Genomic DNA, 21,795 nt, shown 5'->3' with positions numbered 1-21,795 from the left:
GGCGTAACAATACGTCCGATCCAAGAACAAGATTTACACCGCATGTGGGAACTCAGTTTCAAAGATGAAAATCCTGATTGGAAAAAATGGGATGCACCTTATTATGAACATCAGCCAATGACGTACGAAGCGTTTCTGGAAAGGCGCGATAAAATCGTTGCACAGGACGATTATTGGGGCATCGAAGTGGATGGCGAATTGATCGGCATGGTTAGTTATTACTGGGAACATAAGCCGTCCCTTTGGCTGGAGATGGGGATTGTCATTTATGAACCACAGTATTGGAGCGGCGGCTACGGAACGAAAGCATTCACGATGTGGATTGATCATTTATTCAATGAAATGCCGTTGGTTCGTGTCGGCTATACGACGTGGTCAGGTAATGAGCGTATGATTAAAGTCGGCGGAAAACTGGGCATGACGATGGAAGCGCGGTTGCGGAAAGTGCGTTATTGGAACGGGACTTACTATGATTCGATTCGGATGGGTATTCTCCGCGAAGAATGGGAATCCCGACTTTCATGAGGTGGTCGAAGCTGAAACAGATGGCGGAGGGTTTGTTGTGTGAGTCACTGAAAGGTCGGGTACATTATCAGGCAATCATTCATCGAAAAAGTCATGACCAGACAAGCAGTTTTCGTGTGACATTAGATGGAAAAGAGATTGGCTGGGCATCGGATATTCCATACACGATGGAACTGAATCGACGCAGTGACGATTTACGGGACGAGCGACAATTAAATCCGTTTCCTTGGCACCTCCATTGGCGGGAATTAGAACAATCTGAAGACTATAAAGCCTATCATCGTGCATATGAGGATACTGAAAAGGAAATGATTGCAGACGAAGTTTTCCCAGCATGGGATGTGAAAGAACTATTATTCGATTACGTTCATATGCCGTTTGAAGAAGCAGTTGTGCATGAGCATCCGTTTGTCAGAGCGATTAGCTTATTCGATAGGCGGTTTGGAAAGAGAAGGCTCGCAGAAATCGACTCTGAAAAGGAAAGCGGATTGGTCAAGGCATTTTACGAAATTCGTATAGAAGCAGATTCAAAAGAATAACTAGATAAGTTGAAATAAAGAAATCCATTGAACCGCTGAGGCCCCTTATTAAGACGCCTTCGCTTAATCTATACACCGGATTCAATACTTCAATTTATACAGGTAGCCATTCCGGAAACTCGGAATGGCTGTTTGTATGTCAGGATTTAGCTAGGGATTTGGGTGTAATGTGAGGGACTTATGATCGTTTATCGAGCTATATGATTGGTTGGGGAGGGGATATGATCGTTTATCGAGCTATATGATTGGTTGGGGAGAGGTTATGATCGTTTACTGGGTTATATGTTTGGTCGGGGAGCGAGAGGGAATTATGATCGGTTACCGAGTTATATGATTGGTTGGGGAGGAGATATGATCGGTTACCGAGTTATATGATTGGTCGGGGAAGGGGATGATCGTTTATCGAGTTATATGATTGGTCGAGGAAGGATATGATCGTTAACCGAGTTATATGATCGGTCCCCAAGTCATACAATCATTCAACACAATAATGAGTGCTTACTCACTTTACAAACGCAAATCCCTCGCATACAATAAAAGTGAGTACTCACTCATTATCGCGGAAGGGGTGTTAAGGATGGAACAACCAAAGACGTGTGTATCGATTCGCCACGTATCCAAAAGCTATAAGAAACACCATGTGCTAGAGGATATTAACTTGGATATTCTCGAAGGGGAAATTTTTGGTCTGCTCGGTCCATCTGGCGCGGGGAAAACGACGTTAGTTAAACAATTAACAGGCTTGGATACACCAACTTCAGGGGAAAGTTATTTATTTCAAACGAAAATGCCTTCATTAAAATTAATTACCAGCATTGGTTACATGGCGCAATCGGATGCGCTGTATGAAGATCTTTCAGCAAAAGAAAACTTGCAATTTTTCTCGTCCTTATATGGGCTGAAAGGTGAAAAACAAACACGTAGAATAACAGAAGTGATGGAGCTTGTTCAACTTTCAGGCGACCTGAAAAAGCTAGTTTCCAACTTCTCCGGTGGCATGAAACGCCGGCTTTCATTAGCAATCGCATTACTTCATGAACCAAAAATATTAATCCTCGATGAGCCGACTGTCGGCATTGATCCCGTTCTACGAAAAAGCATTTGGGAAGCCTTTTACAAATTAAAACAAAATGGAACGACAATCATTGTGACGACGCACGTAATGGATGAGGCCGATAAATGTGATCGACTTGGATTGATTCGCGGTGGCAGTCTAATTGCAGTTGGAACGCCTGATGAATTGAAAGAAATGACGAATTCAACAACGATTGAGGAAGCTTTCCTTTTTTACGGAGGTGCAAAAGAATGAGAGTTTTCGCATTGACACAACGAATTTTACGGCAAATAGTACGTGACAAACGGACAATGGGATTGCTTATTGTTGCGCCAATTCTAGTGTTGACGATGCTCCACCTGGTATTCAACGGAGGAGACTACACACCGAAAATAGGCTTCGTTGATGTCCCTGATGCAGTTATGGAACAGATGGATTTAGACGGAGCAGATGTCACCACATACAGCGATGAAAAAAGCGCAAAAGCTGATTTAGCCGAGCAAACGATTGATGGCTACTTAACACTTAAAAACAACGAGCCCACCGTCGTTCTTGAGGGAAGCGACCCGAGTGTTGCTGGTGCCACGATGAAATGGCTTCAACAAGCAATGCCGACTGGACAGGAAAACGCTAATAATCCCCAGTTGGAAATCGACTACTTACACGGTTCTAGAGACATGGGGACGTTTGATTATTTTGGGCCCGTTCTTCTCGGATTTTTCGTCTTCTTCTTTGTCTTTTTGATTGCAGGTGTATCGTTTTTACGAGAACGGACAACGGGGACGCTCGAACGGTTACTTGCAAGTCCATTACGAAAATGGGAAATCGTAATGGGTTATGTATTTGGCTTCGGTATATTCACGATGATTCAATCGACCATTATTGCTGCTTATGCGATTTATGTACTCGGAATGATGATGGAAGGCGCATTCGGCTATGTATTACTGATTACTTTGCTGCTCGCTTTAACAGCGCTCACGCTCGGTATTTTACTATCTTCATTCGCCAAAAATGAACTCCAAATGATACAGTTCATCCCAATCATCGTTATCCCACAAATCTTCTTTTCTGGATTATTTAATTTGGATACCATCTCGAAGTGGCTGAGCTGGGTTGGCCCATTCACGCCTTTGTATTACGCGGCGGATGCATTACGCGATATAATGGTCAGAGGATATGGATGGGGCGCTATTTACATGGATATTTTAGCGTTAGCAGGATTCTCTTTACTGTTTATCATAGTAAACATCCTGGCTCTGCGAAAATACCGTAAAATCTAACAGAAATGATTGACGAAAAGGGAGTTCAGCATGACAAAAGAGGATCAAATGATCGAGGAAATGTTCAATCAAAAAGGTGATTTAACAGAGCGGCAAAAGAAAATAGTAGCCGCAGCGATTGAATCATTCGCTGAAAAAGGCTATTCCGCCACGTCAACAAAGGAAATTGCTCAAAAAGCTGGAGTAGCTGAGGGAACGATTTTCAGACATTATAAAACAAAAAAAGAGTTACTCATGTCCATTGTCACACCGATGATGATCAAATTGATGGCGCCGATTATTATAAAGGATATCAATAAAGTACTGAATCATGACCATGAAAGCTTTGAAGACTTTGTAAGAGCGATGATTGATAATCGTAGAAAGTTCTTGAAAAGTAATCTTAAAATCATCAAAATCTTCATTCAGGAAATCCCCTTTCATCCAGAATTAAAAGAACAATTCATAGAGCATGTCGGCAGCAAAGTCTTTACGCGGCTTAGGCAAATTATTGAACATTACCAGGATAAAGGGCAAATTATCAAACTGCCCATCGATACCGTCCTTCGCTTAACAGGTTCGACAATCATCGGCTACTTTGTGACTCGATATGCTATATTACCTAATGCCGATTGGGATGACGAAGCGGAGGTCGACTTCACTATTCAGTTTTTGATGAAAGGATTGGCACCGGAGGAATGACATGGTGAGTGCATAATAAACTGCGCCATTGTCAACTATGCACGTGGGCATAGCCAGACTTAAGTAGAGGTAAACAAATAAGGAATTCATTAGGTCATTTAGCTGAGGATAATCCATTACAGAAATGATATGATAAATGGGAAATGGTGGATGCGTTTGTGAAACATATCTATCAACAACTGGAGCGTGAGAAAATGGCACTTTACAATGTCATGGAAGAAATCGTTCGCGATGTATTGTTGCAATATAAAGACCAACTGCAACTAGCTTGTCAATGTGAGCGATGCTTTAACGATATAATGGCAATCGCGCTTAATGAATTACCTCCGCGCTATATTGCGAACGAGGAATATGGACCATACGTCAGGGCGGCACATGTAGCGGATCGGCAAGGTGCTACGAATATTATATTGATCGTTACGAAAGCGGCCACCTTTGTTTCAAATAATCCACGCTGCCCGGTGATGAATCCTGTTACTTCTAAAACAACTGTATAATACCCAAAAGCCTGTCGTACCTCTGGGGGGGACGACAGGCTTTTGATCGTTATACAAAAAATAAGAAAGGCTTCATATCGCACAAACACTCAGTACTTCCTTATTTCCCCTTAAAAACAGGCTTGCGCTTCTCCGAAAATGCATTCAATGCTTCAATGCGGTCTTCAGTCGGAATCGTAAGTTCATACGCTTTCCGTTCAATCGCAAGTCCGGTCTGCAAGTCCACATTCATGCCGTGTTTAATCGCGAATTTCGCCTGCTGTAAGGCAATTGGGCCATTCGCAAGGATTGAATCTGCAAAGTCAGCTGTCTCCTGAACAAGATTTTCCGGCGTTGTAATTTTCGTGAGGACACCATAGCTATGTGCTTCGGCCGCTGACATTCTGCGTGCTGTCAAAATAAGTTCAAGCGCTTTCGCTTCGCCAATTAAACGCGGAAGACGCTGCGTTCCACCCGCTCCTGGAATAATTGCAAGTCCCGTTTCCGTTAACCCCATGAGTGCAGTGTCAGCCGCAATCCGGAAATCGCAAGCCAGCGCAAGTTCCATGCCACCCCCGAAAGCAAAGCCGTTCATCATTGCAATCGTAGGTTGTGGCAAGTTCTCAATTGAAGAGAACACTTCTCCAATTTTATAAAGATTCCGCTTCACTTGCAGGTCTGTAAGTGTTTTTCTTTCTTTTAGATCAGCCCCAACGCTGAAGGCACGATCACCAGAACCCGTAAAAATAATGGCGCGGATATCTGGATTAATGCGAATCGACTCTGTGATTTGCCCCAGTTCAACCAACATATCGTAGTTAAATGCATTCATTGCTCCCGGACGATTGAGCGTCACGAAAGCGAGATTCCCCTTTTGTTCATAATGGATTGCTTCCATATAAAACCCCTCCTTGAATAAAACCTATTGATAATTAGAACATACCATTATTCATGGTGTGTTGCTATTTTAATTGATATATAAGCTGAACTATAAAATGAGTGAGGGCACCCCCTAGCGCCGTAGCGAATTAAATAGCATTCTTTAATTCGACATATATAGTGTTTTTTTATCATTATAATGGTAAAAGAACGATTTTTTGCTATACTACAAGAAATGGGGTGCTTAGTATGAATGATATAAATACATTCGTTGGCAGACAGCCAATATTGGACCAACATGGCGACATCTATGGCTACGAATTGCTCTATAGAAATAGTTATAAGAACTTTTTTCCAAATGTGAACCCTGAACAAGCGACAATTGGCTTACTCGTTAATACATTCCTGACAATAGGAATCGAGAAAGTGGCAGGGAACAGATTGTCATTCATCAATTTTACAGGAGAATTACTTGCTCAAGATATTTTTTCAAGCCTTGACCCTGAACAAGTCGTCATTGAAGTTTTGGAAAACGTTGAGATTACCCCCTCGCTCCTAACTAAAATGCGGTTGTTGAAAGAGACAGGCTTTAAAATAGCATTAGATGATTTTATCCTGCAGGAACAATATAGTATACATAGTGAATTGTTCGAAATTGTCGATTTCATAAAAGTAGATTACTTAAATACGACACCATTCGAGCGATTAGAAATCGAGAAATTCATTAAACAGTATCCCGCTATCGTACTGCTTGCCGAAAAAATCGAAACAGAAGAACAATTCAAGGTGGCGAAAGCATCAGGTTACAAATTGTTTCAAGGGTATTTCTTCTCCAAACCGGAAATTGTCACGGGAATCGAAATCCCATCGAATGTCAGTCTTCATTTTCAAATAATTGAGCGTCTTCATACAGAGCCACCAAATATCGATGAAATCACGGAGCTTATCATGCACGATATTTCACTGTCCTATAAATTGCTAAGGCTGATTAACACCCTTGCATTCGGGGTGCCGAAACGGATTAGTTCCATTAAACAAGCCATCGTTCTTATCGGATTGCGTGAAACGAAAAGGTGGGTACAAGTCCTTGCTTTACGCGAACTCGGGGAAGGATCAGGGAATGGTCGCACACAAGCGCTTGCTGATTACTCGCTGACACGGGCAAAAATATGCGAACTACTCGCGAAACATGATGGCAAGAAAAATCCCGAAGAATATTTCTTTGCGGGCATGTTTTCACTAATTGACGTCATCATGAAGCGCGACTGGGATGCAATCTTACAACTCATTCCATTGTCTGACAAAGTAGCGCTTACAGTAAAAGGGGAGCGGACAGAAATCACGCCGTATCTTCAAATTGCTGAAGCCGTTGAGCGCTTTGACTGGCTACGTATCGAGCAACTGATCACGGAAATGGGAATCACACAAGCGGAATTGAGCAAATGTACGTTAGAAGCACACCGTTGGACACAGCGTTTGCAGTATTCGAATACAACTCCCTGATTTAAGTGTACGAAAGGTGGGGGGATTTACTTTACTGCTGTCACAACGTTTTTTAAAAAAAGTTAACGTTGCGGGCACTTAGTACGATAAATTGTATGACTATGCTGCAACACACACCATAAAAGATATTTATCTAAAAGAGTAACCACCTACAATCCTGGCATGGAGAAGGCGGTTACTTTTTTTGTTGGTCGCGATTGCTTTGGCTAGGAATAGACCAAATTGAAAACGTATATTCATTTATTAACAAAGCGAAAGCGCCTTTCAAGGGGTAGCCAACCGAACAACGAAGAGTTCGGTTTGTATAATTTCTGCGTTCTTTGCAGAAATTATACAGTTAATGCCAAGAGGCTATTCCATATAGGTTAAAGGATACCTCATCTGGCTTAGGGCGGGCACTGAAAAAGTACGATTTCCTTCAATATCGTTGATTTCCGTTCCGAGCGGACGCTTTCCGCGGGCACGGCTTCAGCCTCCTCGTCACTGCGTTCCTGCGGGGTCTTCAGCTCGCGCTGTTCCCGCCGGAGTCGCCGCTCTTCACTACAATCAACTAGTACGTACTATAAAAAAGAACTTTTTCAGTGGCTTCGGCTTAGGGCGGGAGGCATCCCCGAGCGCCGAAGCGCATTCAATGGGATTACATTATCTAAGCATTATACTTTCACTTCATTCCCACCACATACACTTTCACATTCCCATTTCACCTCAATTTAGGTAGAATAGAGGTAGGAGCTGATTTAACATTGAAAACAGCAATTGTTACGGATAGCACGGCATATTTACCAGCAGCTTTAATGGAAGAATTGGATATTCATATGATTCCACTAGCAGTTACACTTAATGGCATTATTTATGATGAAGAAATTGATATTCGTTCAACCGATTTTTACGATAAAGTACGTGGGGATGGACCGCTACCAAAGACCTCACAGCCGCCAATCGGCAAATTCATTGAACTGTTCGATTCGTTAAAAGACACATATGACGCGGTCATTTCCATCCATCTGTCGAGTGGTATTAGTGGCACATATGCAGGTGCTCAACAAGCCGGTAAGATGGTGGAAGGCATCGAAGTAGTCCCATTTGACTCCGAAATTTCATGTTATTTACAAGGATTTTACGTACTCCGCGCGGCAGAACTTGCCAAAGAAGGAGCGACACCAGAAGTAATCATGGCTGAGCTAGATGACATGAAAAAGACGATGCGCGCTTATTTCATGGTGGATGACCTCACACATCTGCAACGGGGCGGTAGACTTTCCGCTGCACAAGCACTGATTGGCGGACTTCTTCAAGTGAAGCCAATCCTCCACTTCCAGGATAAAGTAATCGTCCCGTATGAAAAAATACGCACACGCAAAAAAGCGATGAAACGGATTGTGGACATGTTGGCAGAGGATGCAGCGAAAATGCCACTTGAGGCGGCAATTATTCATGCCAACCGACCAGAAGATGCCGAAGTATGGCACGCGGCACTATCAGCACAGTTGCCAGACGTCAAATTCACCATCAGCCACTTTGGCCCCGTCATCGGCACACATCTCGGCGAAGCATCAATGGGACTTGGATGGGTGAAACGAAGAGTCTAAGCGTCCGCTTAAACTAGACAAAAACGAAAAGTTTAAGCGGCCGCATAGATGCGACAGGCACAAGGCGCTTTACGAGGAGGCGTACTTCAGCCCCACAGTAAAGTGACTTGTGACCCCGAGCATCTGGCCGCTTAGACTAGACAAACAAAGAACACCATAAAAAGGAACGCATTGGAGGTGTTGCAAATGACCATTACATTCGATCCGTCAGTTAGGGACTTCCTGGCTGGCCGTATTTGGCTTCGCTCGCACACCCCTTTTCCAACTGAAACAATCGACGCACACATCGCTTCAGAGCATATCAAAACCATTCATGGCATCCAATCAACCAAGGCATTTGCCAATCAACCACAGCACTTCTGCAACCGATGTGAAAACGACACACAAACTCGCTTCACAACATTCGACTGCGCAAAATGCGAAGGACCTTGCACCTATTGTAGGCATTGCCTAAAAATGGGGCGTGTGTCAACCTGCACTGAACTCATCGTCTGGAACGCAGAGCCACCGACCTATCCGACAGACCACAACATCGCTTGGCAAGGTATACTGACACCACGCCAGCAACAAGCATCAGACGAACTAACACTCAGTAACACAAAACGCATCCCGCATCTCATTCACGCCGTCTGTGGTTCTGGAAAAACTGAAATCCTGTTCGAACCAATCCATAAACTGCTACTAGCAGGTAACCGCGTTTGCATCGCAGCACCCCGCGTCGATGTCATTCTTGAACTCGAGCCACGCCTTCGCGCAGCATTTCCGAAAACTGTAATCGAAGCATTATACGGCGGCTCAAAATCAACAACAGAATCCTCACCCCAACTCATTCTCGCAACAACCCATCAGTTATACCGATTCCGTCACGCTTTCGATGCCATTTTTGTCGATGAAGCAGATGCTTTCCCCTATACAGCTGAGGAAACATTGAGACGAGCGGTTCGAAAGGCAGCGAAATCTGGAGCACCCGTCCATTTCGTCACGGCCACACCATCGGACAAACTCCTTGCAGACATCAAACGAACAGGACAAGTTTCAACCATTGACCGCCGATACCACGGACATCCATTACCAGTTCCGCGGTACGAGACATTATGGAATTACACGAAACAGATTCAAAAAGGTAAACTACCAAAAAAACTCGCCAACTGGACAGCGCAGCGACTAAAGCGGCAAGAACCGTTCCTCATCTTTTTCCATCACATAGGACTCATGGAACAAGCGGAACCGTTATTCCAACAGCTAGACGCACGTATTCAAGCGGTCCATGCCTCGCACCCAGACCGAAAAGAGCACGTCCAAGCGCTGCGTGATAAAGAAGTGCCTGGTCTTCTTACAACAACAATTCTAGAACGCGGAATAACAATCCCAAATGTCCAAGTCGCCGTTGTCGGAGCCGAACAGCTCATATTCAACAAAGGGGCGTTGATCCAAATCGGTGGCCGTGTCGGGCGTTCTGCGCAACATCCATCAGGTGATTTCGTCCTCTTTCATCACGGCATCACCTATGCAATGGACGAAGCTAAAAACGAAATCATTCAGTTGAATAAAGGAAGTGTCCGCACATGAACAGTTGCCTGCTGTGTGAAACGCCGATTGCAGAAAAACCGTCCTGGAAAGCGCTGCTCGCACTCGAAAAACAAATAGAAATTTGCCAAGACTGTTTAAAAAAGTTCCAACGTGCCGACATAAAAGAAGAAGAACCATTTTTGGATCAAATCACTTCACTTTACACTTATAACGATGCAATGCGAGAATACCTGCACCAATACAAATTCCTTCAAGACGTTGCATTAGCAAGCGTCTTCGCGAATGAACTGCGTGCCCTCTTAAAAGGAAACGCAACAATCATTCCAATACCAATGCATCCAGAAAGAAGAATTCAACGGACATTCGCTCATGTTGATGAACTATTGAAAAGTGCACGTATTCCTTTTACGCATCTACTTGAAAAAACAGGATTTGAAGCAATGGGCGAGAAATCGAAGGCTCAACGTCTTGCGATGGAGCCTTTATTCAAATTGAAACAGGGAACGGCAATTCAACCAAGCACGTACATACTAGTAGATGATATCTATACAACCGGTACTACGCTCCGTCATGCGGCTACTGTCTTAAAAGAGGCAGGTGCGACACGTATCGAAGCGGTTACACTGATTCGAGCTAAGCAATGAATTAATAGGAGATGAATAAGATGGCTGAACTACGAGACTGCCCGAAATGTGGCGATTTTTTTAACTATACGGGTCTACGTGACGTTTGCGCGAAGTGCGCTGTGAGCGAAGAAAAAATGTATGAAGAAGTTTACCGCTTCTTAAGAAGGCGTGAAAACAGGGCGGCAACAATTGAACGGATTGTTGAAGCGACAGGCGTAACGGAAACCCTACTTCACCAATGGGTGCGGAAAGGCCGACTTCAGCCTGCATTATTTCCAAACCTTGGTTACCCATGTGACAATTGCGGCAAGCTGACGAACACAGGGAAACTGTGCGTTAGTTGTACAGCGGACATTAAAAATGAGCTTAGAACGTTTGAGGCGGCGAAGGAATTCAGAGAAGCGGTCGACGCAAATGACAAAGCAACTTACCATGCAGATCGTAAATTAAAATAAAAATGAACCGGTAGTTTTCGGACTAACCGGTTTTTTCGTTCGAAAGGCCCTAAACGTTCACGAATTTATGCCGAAATAAAGAATAGAGCATAACTTAGTGCATAAGCTACTAACGAAAGGAGCGAGAACAAATGAAAATCCATAAATTTAATGTACCTGCCGTCAACCCGTACAAAACAAACCAGTTAAAAGCGGAACAGACAGAACAGAAAGCGAAAATGAAAACCGATAAACTCGAAATTTCATCCGAAGCAAAAAAACTTTCGGAAACGTCCACATTTACAGTGGGGCGCAATGAGCGTGTCCAAGAACTAAAAGCGCAAGTCCAAGCGGGAACATACGAAGTCAATCCTGAACAGCTCGCCTCCAACTTGGTTAAGTACTTCAAACCGTAAATACTGATTGAATGAAAGTAGGAGGAAAACATGTCTATCACAACCATCCTGACGTCACTAAACAACCTGGAAAAACTTCATAGAAGCTTGCTCCGGATCGCGTACGACAAGACGGCAGTTATCAAAAACGGGGACATGGAAGGACTCGATCAATTGTTGAAAGACGAGCAATCCCATTTGGCAGCTATCATCCAAATGGATGGCCTCAGACAACGGGATGTGGCGCAGTATTTGGCTGATCAAGGACGATCAGCATCACTCAATCCTACCGTCACCGACCTGCTCGACGTCGTACCGGAAGCGGACAACAAAAGCCTTGAGGAGGCGAGGGACCGTCTCCTGCATGCGATTCACGACTTGAAATGGCAAAATGATCTGAACCAGAAGCTGACCTACCAGTCTCTTCAGTTCGTGAATCTGTCGCTGGACATCGTTCGACCACGTTCGGAATCAGTTAACTACTCAAAAACAGAAATCAGCGGACAAAAAATATCAAAAGAACAACCATCTTTTGATTCAAATGCCTGAGGGGGAAAATAATGTCTACATTTATGGGACTTGAAACAAGCAAACGCGGCTTGTTCACACAGCAATCCGCTCTGTATACAACAGGACACAACATCAGTAACGCCAACACACTCGGCTACTCACGCCAGCGTGTCAATATGGAAGCAACAGCAGGATTTCCAGGCGTCGGTCTAAATGCCGGCACAATGCCCGGATTCCTCGGAACAGGTGTCCAAGCAGGCTCTATCCAGCGCGTTCGCGACGGCTTCGTAGACCAGCAGTACAGACAGGAATCGAACAAACTTGGTTACTGGGATTCTCAAACAAAAGCGATTTCTCAAATGGAAGATGTCTTGAATGAACCTTCCGCATACGGGCTTCAGAAATCACTCAGCGAGTTTTGGCAGTCGCTGCAAGACCTTGCCGTCAACCCTGAAAATGGTGGTGCACGCGCGGTAGTCGTACAGCGTGGTCAAACAGTTGCCGATTCATTCAACCACATGCACAAGTCATTGACAGAAATCCAGACAAACCTTGGAACAGAAATTGATATATCTGCAGGTCAAGTCAACTCCATCCTTAAACAGATTTCAGAGCTGAACGACCAAATACAAAAAGTCGAACCAAACGGCTATTTACCGAATGACTTGTACGATGCTCGAGATGCACTTGTGGATGAACTATCCGGCTACTTCCCGATTGAAACGAGCTATGAAAAATCGGGTGGACGAGCATCGGCGGTTGCTGAAGGTTCAGTGACAGTGACATTGAAAATGAAAGACGGAACGAAAGTAGAACTTGTCAATGGCACTAAGCATGCGAAGTTGGAGACGAATCCATCTTCCCTTCACGACGTTTCAACGAATGAAAATAACTCGATTTCAGGTTTGAAAATAACTCAACCCAATGGAACGACAGTAGATGCGAAACATTCAAATCTCCTTGATGTAGGAAAATTGAAGTCACTGATGAATTCATACGGAACTGTAGATACAGATACAAATGGAGATACAATCCAAAATACAACTAAAGGTCTTTACCCTAAAATGATCGCTGAGTTAAACAAGATGGCTGCAGCTTTCGGAGATCAGATGAATATCGTTCATACAAGCGGAACAGATATCAATGGAGTCAAAGGCGGTAATTTCTTTGATACAAAAGGTGCTGGTCCATTTACAGCCGGGAATATTTTTGTGTCCGAAGCCCTAGCGAAAGATGCGAATTTGCTGGCGGCATCGGATTCTGCAGGAGCTGAAGAGGGTAATGGTAAGAATGCGAAAAACCTTGCGAACGTTCAATTTACCGCTTTAAAAACACTAGGTGGATCAACCCTCCAAACCTATTTCCAAGGTGTAATAGGCCAACTTGGTGTCGATGGACAACAAGCCGAACGCATGACATTCAATTCGGCAACACTACTTGGTGCCGTCGAACACCGACGTGCTTCGATCAGTTCTGTTTCACTAGATGAAGAAATGACAGACATGATCAGATTCCAACAAGCATACAACGCATCCGCTCGTATGATTACCGTCGTCGACGAAACCCTCGACAAAATTATCAACGGCATGGGCCGAGTAGGAATGTAAGAAAGGAGCAATCATCTCAATGCGCGTAACACAATCGATGCTATCCAATAATATGCTCCGGAACCTTTCCACGAGCTACAATAAAATGGGCAAGCTGCAAGACCAGCTCAATACAGGTAAAAAAGTAAATCGCCCATCAGACGATCCCGTCGTTGCCATGAAAGGTATGGCCTACCGAACACAAGTGGATAAAGTCGCCCAATACCAACGTAACCTAGGTGAAGTCAATAATTACCTTGATAGCTCAGACGATGCACTTGATAAAGTCGGACAAGCCATGCACCGTGCGAAAGAACTTGTTACAAGTGCAGCGAATGGGACAATGACACCAGAAGATAAAGAAAAGGTGCAAAGTGAGCTCAACCAATTGCGTGAGCAGATTCGAGACATGGCAAATACAAAAGTCGGAGATAAGTATATTTTCAGTGGTACGAAAACCGGTACTCCTCTTTATGATAAACAAGCAGGTGGATATCCGGCTGTAGACCCAAATAATCCATCAGCATTCGAAAAAAGTGTCGATATTGAAGTTTTTGACGGCGTTACATTGAATGTAAATGCAAATGTGTTAAATCTATTTAAAGAAATCGATGACATGTTTGGTGAATTCGCTAATCCCGATACAGACTTCAGCACTGCAATTGCTAAAGTCGACGCCAATATGGACAAGGTCCTAACAACACGTGCAGACATCGGTGCTCGCCAAAACCGAGTTGAAATGATGGGGAACCGCCTGGATTCTCAAGAAGCCTCTGCCAAAAAACAAATGAGCGAAAATGAAGACATCGATTACGAAAAAGTAATCACTGATATGCTCACACAAGAATCAATCCATCGTGCAGCACTTTCTGTAGGCTCACGTATTATCCAGCCATCACTTGTAGATTTCTTACGATAAGCCCTTTGCAACACCCAATACAAAACTCTGAAAGCGTTTGGACAACCTCCAAACGCTTTCTTTAGAAGGTGACAATGTGAACATCCCACAACTTCAAGTAACAACAACAAAAGCGCAATTAGGTTTGACTACCCGAAGACCTGTCCAAGAAATTGAGCAACCAAGTGCAACGCTAGATATCCAACAACCACAAGCACAAATGACAATCAATACAACAAAGTCGAGGCTATCCATTGATACAACAGAAGCCCGAGCAGATATGGACTTAAAAAGTGCTGCTCGCCGTACTGAAGAAGTTGCTCAGTATGCCCGTTCTGAAGTGTCTAATGGAATCGCCCGCCGTGCACAAGACGGTGTTGAACTTATGATGATTGAAAACGGGGGGAATCCAATTCAGTCATTTGCCGAAAGAGCACTTAGACAACCATATAGCAGTCTAAGCATCAAGTTCATCCCGTCCTATGGCAGTGTCAAAGTTTCATTTGAACCCGGAAGTGTGGATATTCGAGTAGAGCCTCAAAAAGTGATTAACAACAGTAATGCGAACAAGCCGATGCATACATACACACCAGGAAAAGTAACGGCAGAGTTGCTTCAAAAACCATCGATCGAAATTGACTGGAAAGTCTAACTAACATACTCGGTGCCAACATATCCAGGTGCCAAGAAGACACCGGGTGCCAGACACTGACATCCATGCGCATTCCTTAGCGGACTGTGGCAGTGCCTGGCACCCCATAAAGGAGAAAAAACCTATGAAAATCCAATCCGCAATCCTAGGAGAAGTAGAAGCACTAGAATCCGAAATCCTTACATTTGACAACGGATTACCAGGCTTCGAAAATGAAAAGAACTTTATACTACTCTCTATCGAAGGAAACGAAGTCTATCAGATTCTCCAGTCAATAAATTCAAAAGAAGTAGGTTTTGTAACAGCAAATCCCTACTTATTCATCAGTGACTATACGTTCGACTTAGACGAATCAACCGTAGAAGCCCTCAACATAGAATTCGAAGAAGATATAATTGTCTTAACAATCGTTACAGTCAAAGAACCTTTCAATGCCTCCACTGTAAACTTAAAAGCACCCGTCATCATCAATACAAAATCCAAAATAGCAAAACAATGCATACTGGAAAACGCGGACTATCCAATTAGATATTCCATTGACGTACAGATGCAGAAAGACAAGGGGTGACGGAATGCTCGTATTATCTCGAAAAAAAGGCGAATCCATTTGGCTTGGAGATGAAATCGAAATTACCATCAGTGAAGTAAAAGGCGATCAAGTCCGGATTGCCATCAATGCACCTAAAAACGTCACCATTCTACGCGGAGAACTAATAAAAGAAGTATCAGAATCCAACACCGAAGCGGTTAAAATAGACGGTTTCATGGACTTTCTCAAAAACGAAAAGAAATAAACCACAAGCCCGGGTGCCAGTTACCGACACAATTTACGATTTTTGAATTGTGACGGCAGCTGGCACCCGATTTTAAAAAATATATCTTTTCTATTAAACATTCTAAAAGTGAATCCGATAATAGTATTGTAGCGAGGAAAACGGGGTCCGGCCGGCCCGGTCTCCTCGGTATAAAAAATGTGCTCACAAGGACGTGAGCAACATACATTCAAGGAGGAAATTATAATGAGAATTAATCACAACATTGCAGCACTTAACACACACCGTCAGTTGAACAGTGCAACTACACAACAGTCAAAATCAATGGAGAAATTAGCTTCTGGTATGCGTATTAATAAAGCTGGGGACGACGCAGCTGGTCTTGCAATTTCTGAGAAAATGCGTGGACAAATTCGCGGGTTAGACCAAGCTTCTAAAAACTCACAAGATGGTATTTCAATGATTGCTACTGCTGAGGGTGCTTTAAATGAAACACATGATATTCTTCAACGTATGCGTGAATTAGCAACTCAATCATCTAATGATACTAATACTACAAGTGACCGTGGTGAAATCCAAAAAGAAATTAACTCTTTAACTTCTGAAATAAACCGAATTGGTAATACTACTGAATTTAATACACAGAAATTATTAAATGGTGGTGAAAAGTCAGCAGCCTTAACTGCAACCGCAACTGGTACAGGTGGAGTTACTCCTACAGCGGCAAAAGAAGCGGTTCAGGGTGTTTATTCGTTTGACCTTAATACAGCATTTGCTGCTGATAATACAGGTATTACGATTGGCTCTGAAACGTTTACAATCGGTGCTGCTGGAGCCAATGATATTGATACAACAGCAGGTTCAGGACTAGATAGTCTTCCAACGCAAGGTGCCAAACTTGCAGACTTAGTCAATAACGGAGCCGATAAAGATAAATATTTAGCAACGTGGGATAACAGTACCAATACATTGACTATACAACAAAAGGCAGGTCAGGAATCTAGTACTGCGCCAGCACTTACAATAGTCGGAACTGCAGGAACAATTTCCGCGTTAAGTCCTGATACTGCGGGAGTTGCTAAATCTGATGCGACGCTTAAAGTAGATACACCATTTGCTGCTGGGGATACACTAAAAGTTGGGGATAAAACTCTTACATTCGGTGACTCAGATGACTATGATGTTAACGTAACCAAAAATACTTCTGCAGCTGACCAAGCAAGTGCAATTGCTAAGGTTTTGGCTAAGGAACCAGGAATCACTTCTGCAGCTGCTGGCGGTACAGATACAATTAATATTAAACAGGCAGGCGGAGATGGTTTTAAAGCAAGTTTCCAAGTTGGTGCTAACGAAGGACAAAGTATGTCTATTCAAGTTGACGATATGAGAGCGAATGCACTTGGATTAACTGGCGGTGCTGGTACATTAGGATTTACTAAAGCCTTTAGTGTAACTAATGGTACAAATAATGATTCTGTTGAATCAGCCCTTGATGTTTCTTCGCACGAAAATGCTGCAAAGGCAATTACTGTTATTAATGATGCTATCGAAAAAGTATCAGCACAACGTTCTAACCTTGGTGCATCACAAAACCGTTTAGAGCACACAATCAACAACTTAAACACATCTTCTGAAAACCTAACTGCTGCGGAATCTCGTATCCGTGACGTTGATATGGCGAAAGAAATGATGGAACAAACTAAGAATTCTATTCTTGCACAAGCTTCACAGGCAATGCTTGCACAAGCAAACCAGTTGCCGCAAGGAGTTCTACAACTTCTTCGTTAATATTAGAATACTTGGAAGAGACTCTGGCTATGCTAGAGTCTCTTTTACATATAGCGGTAATGAATTAGAACGAAAGCATATATTATATACTAGAACATGCATTCATCTGATGTTCACAAATACTGGGCTTCTCTCTTCGGAGGGAAGCCCTTTTTCAATTGATTAGGAGGAAATAAAATGAAGGTACTGGACGAATGTAGTGATTTAAATCAGCTAAGTGGAAAGAGAATTCCGCATGAAGTGAAACGGTACATTGTAGAAGAATGGATGCAATTTTACAATGCCTTTCCGTTAGACGAGCATCTAGAGGGTTTTGACATGAGCAAGCACTGCCGAATGGTTCTTCTAGAAACATCAGAGGATGATATCGAGTTGATTGGATTGCATAGCAGCTTGCTTGATTGCACTGTGGAGTACGTGGAGTTAGTGACCATTGAAGAAAGCATTTTGATATACCGAACCTTCATCCTAAATGACAATGAAAGTGGAATCATGTTGTACTCTATTGTTGGAACATTAGGTGATGAAACAGAAAGCTTTTTAGCTGAACAAGCAGAACATGTAGAATAGCGCCTCAATCTCAGAAATGGGATTGGGGTATTTTTATTTTGACAATCTATCAAGCGAATAACAGTAAATAATCAGAGTTACTAGTAGGAGGAGAAAAGATGATGTATATGGACTGGTTTGTAGGAACAATGAAAAAGACGTTTAATATCGAAGTCAATAGAGAGGATGTAAGCTTTGAAGCCTATGATTTCTATCATGAGGAACTGGATGACTTGTTAATTCCAGCGAAACATCTTGTAAAGCTACCTAATCCGCTGCTCTTGGAAACACTGATGTATGTGGATGATAAAGGTAATGAGTGGGTAGCAGCATTCGCAACGGAGGAAGGAACGAGAAGAAAATTGTATGAAGTGTGGATAAAGAATGGGGAATCAATAGCGTATGAAATATATGTCGACTAAAAAAATCAATTGGACTATTTTGATTGCTGATTGAATCCTCCAAGCAGAATTCACGACATTTCTTTCTGTTATCTCCCGTCAAAACTTAAAGCACATATATCACATTTTACAGAATGGATGAGTGGCATAGAAATGGAATGATTTCCGTATGAAAAAACTCCTGTCATTATTATATAACTGTTGTGAGCAAGATGGATGGAAAGGGAAAATGAATATAAAGCAAACATAATGGGCTATTGGTGTATAACTAGATACATTAATAGCCTTTTTCGTTATTGGAGGCGAATCAATCTTGGATATAGAGGAATTTGCAAATTGGCTATTTACAGAGGGCAAAGCAGCCAAAACAATCGAGTCTTATGTGAATGATGTGAAAGGATTTCAATCATATTTGCAAGAAAAGTTGAAGGATGTTCCAGTCCTATCCCGTTTCTCTTTTGTTAGGTACAAGGAACATCTGATGAAGAAGGACTATGCTGTTTCAACCATCAACAAAAAAATTAATAGTCTAAAGGTTTACAATGATTTTCTAAGAACCAAAGGAGTCTTAAACGAAACAATCATTCAATTGAAGCGGGATAGAATCAAAATCGCTGCTGGAAGTGAGGATACTGTGGATGCTCTTTCAGAGGAACAGGTTGAAACGCTGCTATTTTATATTTACAACAGAAATAAAGTTAGCAATAGAAACAAGCTGATTGTGTATTTGTTGTTGTACACAGGTTTAAGGGTTAGTGAACTAGTTGGAATTAAGATTGATGACATTGATTTTCTAGCAAGCCAATTGATGGTGATTGGAAAAGGCGGAAAGAGACGAGAAATCGGGCTTAGACAGGATGTGCTTCATTTAGTAAGGGACTATATGATGGAAGAGCGTTCTGAGTCTAATTTCCGCCATAGCGATTATTTGTTAGTAAGCCAGAGGGTAGAAAAAATGCATCGTGACGCAGTTAGGGATTGGCTAGTAAAAATATCAAGAGAATAAGAGTTCAAATTACATCCTCATTTGTTTCGTCATACGTTCTGTACAGGGTTACTGAAAATGGGTGTAGACCTTACAACCGTAAGTAAGCTGGCAGGACATTCCATGTAAATATGACAGAAATGATGGGGGCCAGTGCACCACACACTATTACGGAGTGACCTTCGCTCTTCCAACCAGCACGTTTTCCATGACGTTAGCTACAAAGGTCTCAAACAATAGTGGGTTTTCCGCTTTAGGAAGGATACCAGTCTTTTTCCTCTTACGCTTTTCTTGTATGTCTTCCTCTCTAAAACGGTGATAAATGCCTAAAGATAATGTCTCGTATACCTTTGCTTCGCTGCTCATATCTTCTAAGCCCCTTTGACACTCATTTGCATTATTCTTTCCATCTGCAAAGGTATTCAATCCACTTTCTTTCTTGGATTATAATGATTTTGGCATTGTGACAGGAAGAGACAGCAAAGGAAAGTGATTGGTTAGATTCTCACACGAATATCTGATTCTACCTTTATCATGCAATTGATGCGAGTTTGCTGAATAGCTCCTTGCACAGATATACGAAATTTTATTGTGAAATTCACAGGTACGGTTCACTACACACTTTTTTCAATCTGCGCATAACACGTCATCCGTTACGCCTCCCCATTGCTAAAGTCTAATTCGTGTGGCTTTGGCGGACTGCTTTCTGGCAAGTCACTGACCCTCGATTCTTTCCAATAGTTTTCAAAATTCGTCGTATTGAATAACGTGGAAGGGCGTAAATACTTCTACCAATGTGGATCATCCAGCTAATTCTTAGCCTTAGTGTCAATGACTTTTTTACACTTCCTCTTGGGATGATTTTGCCGCCATCGATGGCGCATGTTGCACCGCCTGATATTCCAGATTTGTATGAACTTTTAATTATTTTTTGGAGTGCAGACACCCACCCACCCACCCAATAATTTCAACGATAGTAAAACCCTTCAACGGCTACATCATAATCCATAAAAGCCTCGCTGAATAAAGCCTTGCCGATGAGTTCGCGCAAAACACCTGAATAATAGCCGGGCAGATTCCGGACTTTTTTCTGTTTCGTTGTTTGAACCGCAATACGAAGGGCATGCATGGCTAATTGCTCGAACAGTTCTCCTTTGTCTTCGTGAATACTAAATTTCAGCATTTGCAGGGACTGTTTCCGGTAGACGCCGTAAAAATTACGTGCTAATTTACTTTCTCCGATTGTTGAAGAAAGAAGAGATTTCATTTTACCGAAAAGTGTAGTAGGCACAATTTCCGTAGGAGACGTTCTTTTAAGGTCTTTAGTCTTTATCGCTTTAGAAAGAAAAGCTTCGGTTTGTAGATTAGTGGGTTCAACCCTACTGCTAGAAGGCTTTTCGTCATTCTCTGGGGTGTTCAATTTCGACTGGTCATTAGTAGGTTTAATGACGTAAATGTTTGCGCCTAGACCGCTCATGACAGGGCGAATATAGTGAATGCGTTCGATGATTTCGAGCTTTTCTAATTTGCGGATGGCACGTCGTACAGTTGCGTTGGATTTCTTAATGGCCTTTTCAATTGTTTCGTGTTTCAAGTGTGCAGCGCCATATTTAACAGAGTAGCGACGGATAATATCAAGAACAGCCCGCTCTGTTTGATTCATGTCGTTCCAGTTCGTGAGTACATGTTGCCTAGTCGCCGCGTCTAAATCGTGTTTGTTTGTGAAGTGTGCGTATTCGGATAGGTAAGTTGTCATAAAGAATATCCCCTTTATTCTTTATATAGAAGGGAATTGAGTTTTAGGGGACAACGATATGAAAAAAATTTTCGTTCGACAATTCGGGGAAATGGCAATTGCTTAGAAAAGAAGGCAACCTTGTCAAACTAGTTTTCATTTTAGTTATTTATGCAATCAATTTAGTGATGGTTGCCTGTGCACCACACAATCAATCCATCCATCACTTTCCGATAGGCTGGGGGAGATAGAGGTATGAAGTTTTTCAAGTGATCATAGCAGTATTCTGTCCATCCAACGTCCACTATCCGATGCATAAACTGATAGCGGGGTTTCCTTCCTGCTTAATACAGCCCTCCCAACCACTTGCGACAGGTGTAATTATGAAACCTCCCAGATTCAACCAT

24 protein-coding genes and 1 pseudogene are annotated in these 21,795 nt (G+C 42.7%); 22 read left to right on the top strand and 3 right to left on the bottom strand.

Annotated elements, in window-relative coordinates:
• Positions 1-42: 42 nt before the first annotated feature.
• The 6 genes from MKY15_RS02640 (at position 43) to MKY15_RS02615 (ending at position 4,576) form a co-directional block, all read left to right on the top strand.
• Positions 43-525 (top strand): GNAT family protein, encoded by a 483-nt coding sequence (locus MKY15_RS02640; protein ID WP_342539696.1) that lies wholly within the window; start codon positions 43-45, stop codon positions 523-525.
• Positions 522-1,064 (top strand): hypothetical protein, encoded by a 543-nt coding sequence (locus tag MKY15_RS02635; protein ID WP_342538897.1) that lies wholly within the window; start codon positions 522-524, stop codon positions 1,062-1,064. Before MKY15_RS02640 ends, MKY15_RS02635 begins: the two co-directional genes overlap by 4 nt.
• A gap of 577 nt (positions 1,065-1,641) precedes the next feature.
• Positions 1,642-2,373: an ABC transporter ATP-binding protein gene (locus MKY15_RS02630; protein ID WP_342538896.1), complete on the top strand. Its 732-nt coding sequence runs from the start codon at positions 1,642-1,644 to the stop codon at positions 2,371-2,373.
• Positions 2,370-3,398, top strand: a complete 1,029-nt coding sequence (locus MKY15_RS02625) for an ABC transporter permease (RefSeq protein ID WP_342538895.1) — start codon at positions 2,370-2,372, stop codon at positions 3,396-3,398. The genes MKY15_RS02630 and MKY15_RS02625 overlap by 4 nt, the downstream gene beginning before the upstream one ends.
• A gap of 30 nt (positions 3,399-3,428) precedes the next feature.
• Entirely contained in the window at positions 3,429-4,079 is a 651-nt protein-coding gene (locus tag MKY15_RS02620; protein WP_342538894.1) for a TetR/AcrR family transcriptional regulator, read from the top strand.
• Positions 4,080-4,237: 158 nt separating this feature from the next.
• On the top strand, positions 4,238-4,576 hold the full coding sequence (locus MKY15_RS02615) for a late competence development ComFB family protein (protein ID WP_342538893.1): 339 nt from the start codon (positions 4,238-4,240) through the stop codon (positions 4,574-4,576).
• A gap of 100 nt (positions 4,577-4,676) precedes the next feature.
• Here MKY15_RS02615 and MKY15_RS02610 read toward each other — a convergent pair whose 3' ends face one another.
• Positions 4,677-5,453, bottom strand: coding sequence for an enoyl-CoA hydratase-related protein (locus MKY15_RS02610; protein ID WP_342538892.1), 777 nt, complete (start codon positions 5,451-5,453; stop codon positions 4,677-4,679).
• Between the two features lie 230 nt (positions 5,454-5,683).
• Here MKY15_RS02610 and MKY15_RS02605 point away from each other — a divergent pair, with 230 nt between their 5' ends.
• The 16 genes and pseudogenes from MKY15_RS02605 to MKY15_RS02530 all read left to right on the top strand — a co-directional run bounded on the left by MKY15_RS02605 (position 5,684) and on the right by MKY15_RS02530 (position 19,782).
• On the top strand, positions 5,684-6,937 hold the full coding sequence (locus MKY15_RS02605; RefSeq protein WP_342538891.1) for an HDOD domain-containing protein: 1,254 nt from the start codon (positions 5,684-5,686) through the stop codon (positions 6,935-6,937).
• 743 nt (positions 6,938-7,680) lie between these two features.
• A complete protein-coding gene (locus MKY15_RS02600; protein ID WP_342538890.1) occupies positions 7,681-8,526 on the top strand; it encodes a DegV family protein in 846 nt (281 codons plus the stop codon).
• A gap of 186 nt (positions 8,527-8,712) precedes the next feature.
• Positions 8,713-10,095: a DEAD/DEAH box helicase family protein gene (locus MKY15_RS02595; RefSeq protein ID WP_342538889.1), complete on the top strand. Its 1,383-nt coding sequence runs from the start codon at positions 8,713-8,715 to the stop codon at positions 10,093-10,095.
• Positions 10,092-10,700 carry a ComF family protein gene (locus tag MKY15_RS02590; RefSeq protein ID WP_342538888.1) on the top strand — a complete coding sequence of 203 codons (609 nt, stop codon included), beginning with the start codon at positions 10,092-10,094 and terminating at the stop codon, positions 10,698-10,700. The genes MKY15_RS02595 and MKY15_RS02590 overlap by 4 nt, the downstream gene beginning before the upstream one ends.
• Positions 10,701-10,720: 20 nt before the next feature.
• On the top strand, positions 10,721-11,137 hold the full coding sequence (locus MKY15_RS02585; protein WP_342538887.1) for a TIGR03826 family flagellar region protein: 417 nt from the start codon (positions 10,721-10,723) through the stop codon (positions 11,135-11,137).
• A gap of 131 nt (positions 11,138-11,268) precedes the next feature.
• Entirely contained in the window at positions 11,269-11,532 is a 264-nt protein-coding gene (gene flgM, locus MKY15_RS02580; protein ID WP_342538886.1) for a flagellar biosynthesis anti-sigma factor FlgM, read from the top strand.
• A gap of 30 nt (positions 11,533-11,562) precedes the next feature.
• The gene (locus MKY15_RS02575) at positions 11,563-12,060 is read left to right on the top strand and encodes a flagellar protein FlgN (protein ID WP_338655510.1); all 498 of its coding nucleotides are present in this window, start codon (positions 11,563-11,565) and stop codon (positions 12,058-12,060) included.
• Between the two features lie 11 nt (positions 12,061-12,071).
• Positions 12,072-13,628 carry a flagellar hook-associated protein FlgK gene (flgK, locus tag MKY15_RS02570; protein WP_342538885.1) on the top strand — a complete coding sequence of 519 codons (1,557 nt, stop codon included), beginning with the start codon at positions 12,072-12,074 and terminating at the stop codon, positions 13,626-13,628.
• 19 nt (positions 13,629-13,647) lie between these two features.
• Positions 13,648-14,526, top strand: a complete 879-nt coding sequence (gene flgL / locus MKY15_RS02565; RefSeq protein WP_342538884.1) for a flagellar hook-associated protein FlgL — start codon at positions 13,648-13,650, stop codon at positions 14,524-14,526.
• A 76-nt stretch (positions 14,527-14,602) separates the two neighbouring features.
• On the top strand, positions 14,603-15,157 hold the full coding sequence (locus MKY15_RS02560; protein ID WP_342538883.1) for a DUF6470 family protein: 555 nt from the start codon (positions 14,603-14,605) through the stop codon (positions 15,155-15,157).
• A gap of 124 nt (positions 15,158-15,281) precedes the next feature.
• Entirely contained in the window at positions 15,282-15,725 is a 444-nt protein-coding gene (gene fliW / locus MKY15_RS02555) for a flagellar assembly protein FliW (protein WP_342538882.1), read from the top strand.
• Positions 15,726-15,729: 4 nt separating this feature from the next.
• Positions 15,730-15,951 (top strand): carbon storage regulator CsrA, encoded by a 222-nt coding sequence (gene csrA / locus MKY15_RS02550; RefSeq protein WP_342538881.1) that lies wholly within the window; start codon positions 15,730-15,732, stop codon positions 15,949-15,951.
• Between the two features lie 225 nt (positions 15,952-16,176).
• Positions 16,177-17,718, top strand: a complete 1,542-nt coding sequence (locus MKY15_RS02545; RefSeq protein WP_342538880.1) for a flagellin — start codon at positions 16,177-16,179, stop codon at positions 17,716-17,718.
• A 177-nt stretch (positions 17,719-17,895) separates the two neighbouring features.
• The gene (locus MKY15_RS02540; protein ID WP_342538879.1) at positions 17,896-18,288 is read left to right on the top strand and encodes a hypothetical protein; all 393 of its coding nucleotides are present in this window, start codon (positions 17,896-17,898) and stop codon (positions 18,286-18,288) included.
• A 98-nt stretch (positions 18,289-18,386) separates the two neighbouring features.
• Positions 18,387-18,689, top strand: coding sequence for a hypothetical protein (locus MKY15_RS02535; protein WP_342538878.1), 303 nt, complete (start codon positions 18,387-18,389; stop codon positions 18,687-18,689).
• 292 nt (positions 18,690-18,981) lie between these two features.
• Positions 18,982-19,782: pseudogene (locus MKY15_RS02530) on the top strand (tyrosine-type recombinase/integrase).
• 39 nt (positions 19,783-19,821) lie between these two features.
• Here the strand turns inward: MKY15_RS02530 and MKY15_RS02525 are convergent.
• Both MKY15_RS02525 and MKY15_RS02520 read right to left on the bottom strand, forming a co-directional pair.
• Complete coding sequence (locus MKY15_RS02525) at positions 19,822-20,079, bottom strand: hypothetical protein (protein WP_342538877.1); 258 nt, start codon at positions 20,077-20,079, stop codon at positions 19,822-19,824.
• A 541-nt stretch (positions 20,080-20,620) separates the two neighbouring features.
• The gene (locus MKY15_RS02520) at positions 20,621-21,409 is read right to left on the bottom strand and encodes a helix-turn-helix domain-containing protein (protein WP_342538876.1); all 789 of its coding nucleotides are present in this window, start codon (positions 21,407-21,409) and stop codon (positions 20,621-20,623) included.
• Positions 21,410-21,795: the final 386 nt, after the last annotated feature.

This window comes from Sporosarcina sp. FSL K6-1540, from assembly GCF_038620285.1.
Lineage (GTDB): Bacteria > Bacillota > Bacilli > Bacillales_A > Planococcaceae > Sporosarcina > Sporosarcina psychrophila.
The sequence above is the reverse complement of the archived record's forward strand: the minus strand, read 5'-3'. Positions and strand labels throughout refer to the sequence as shown.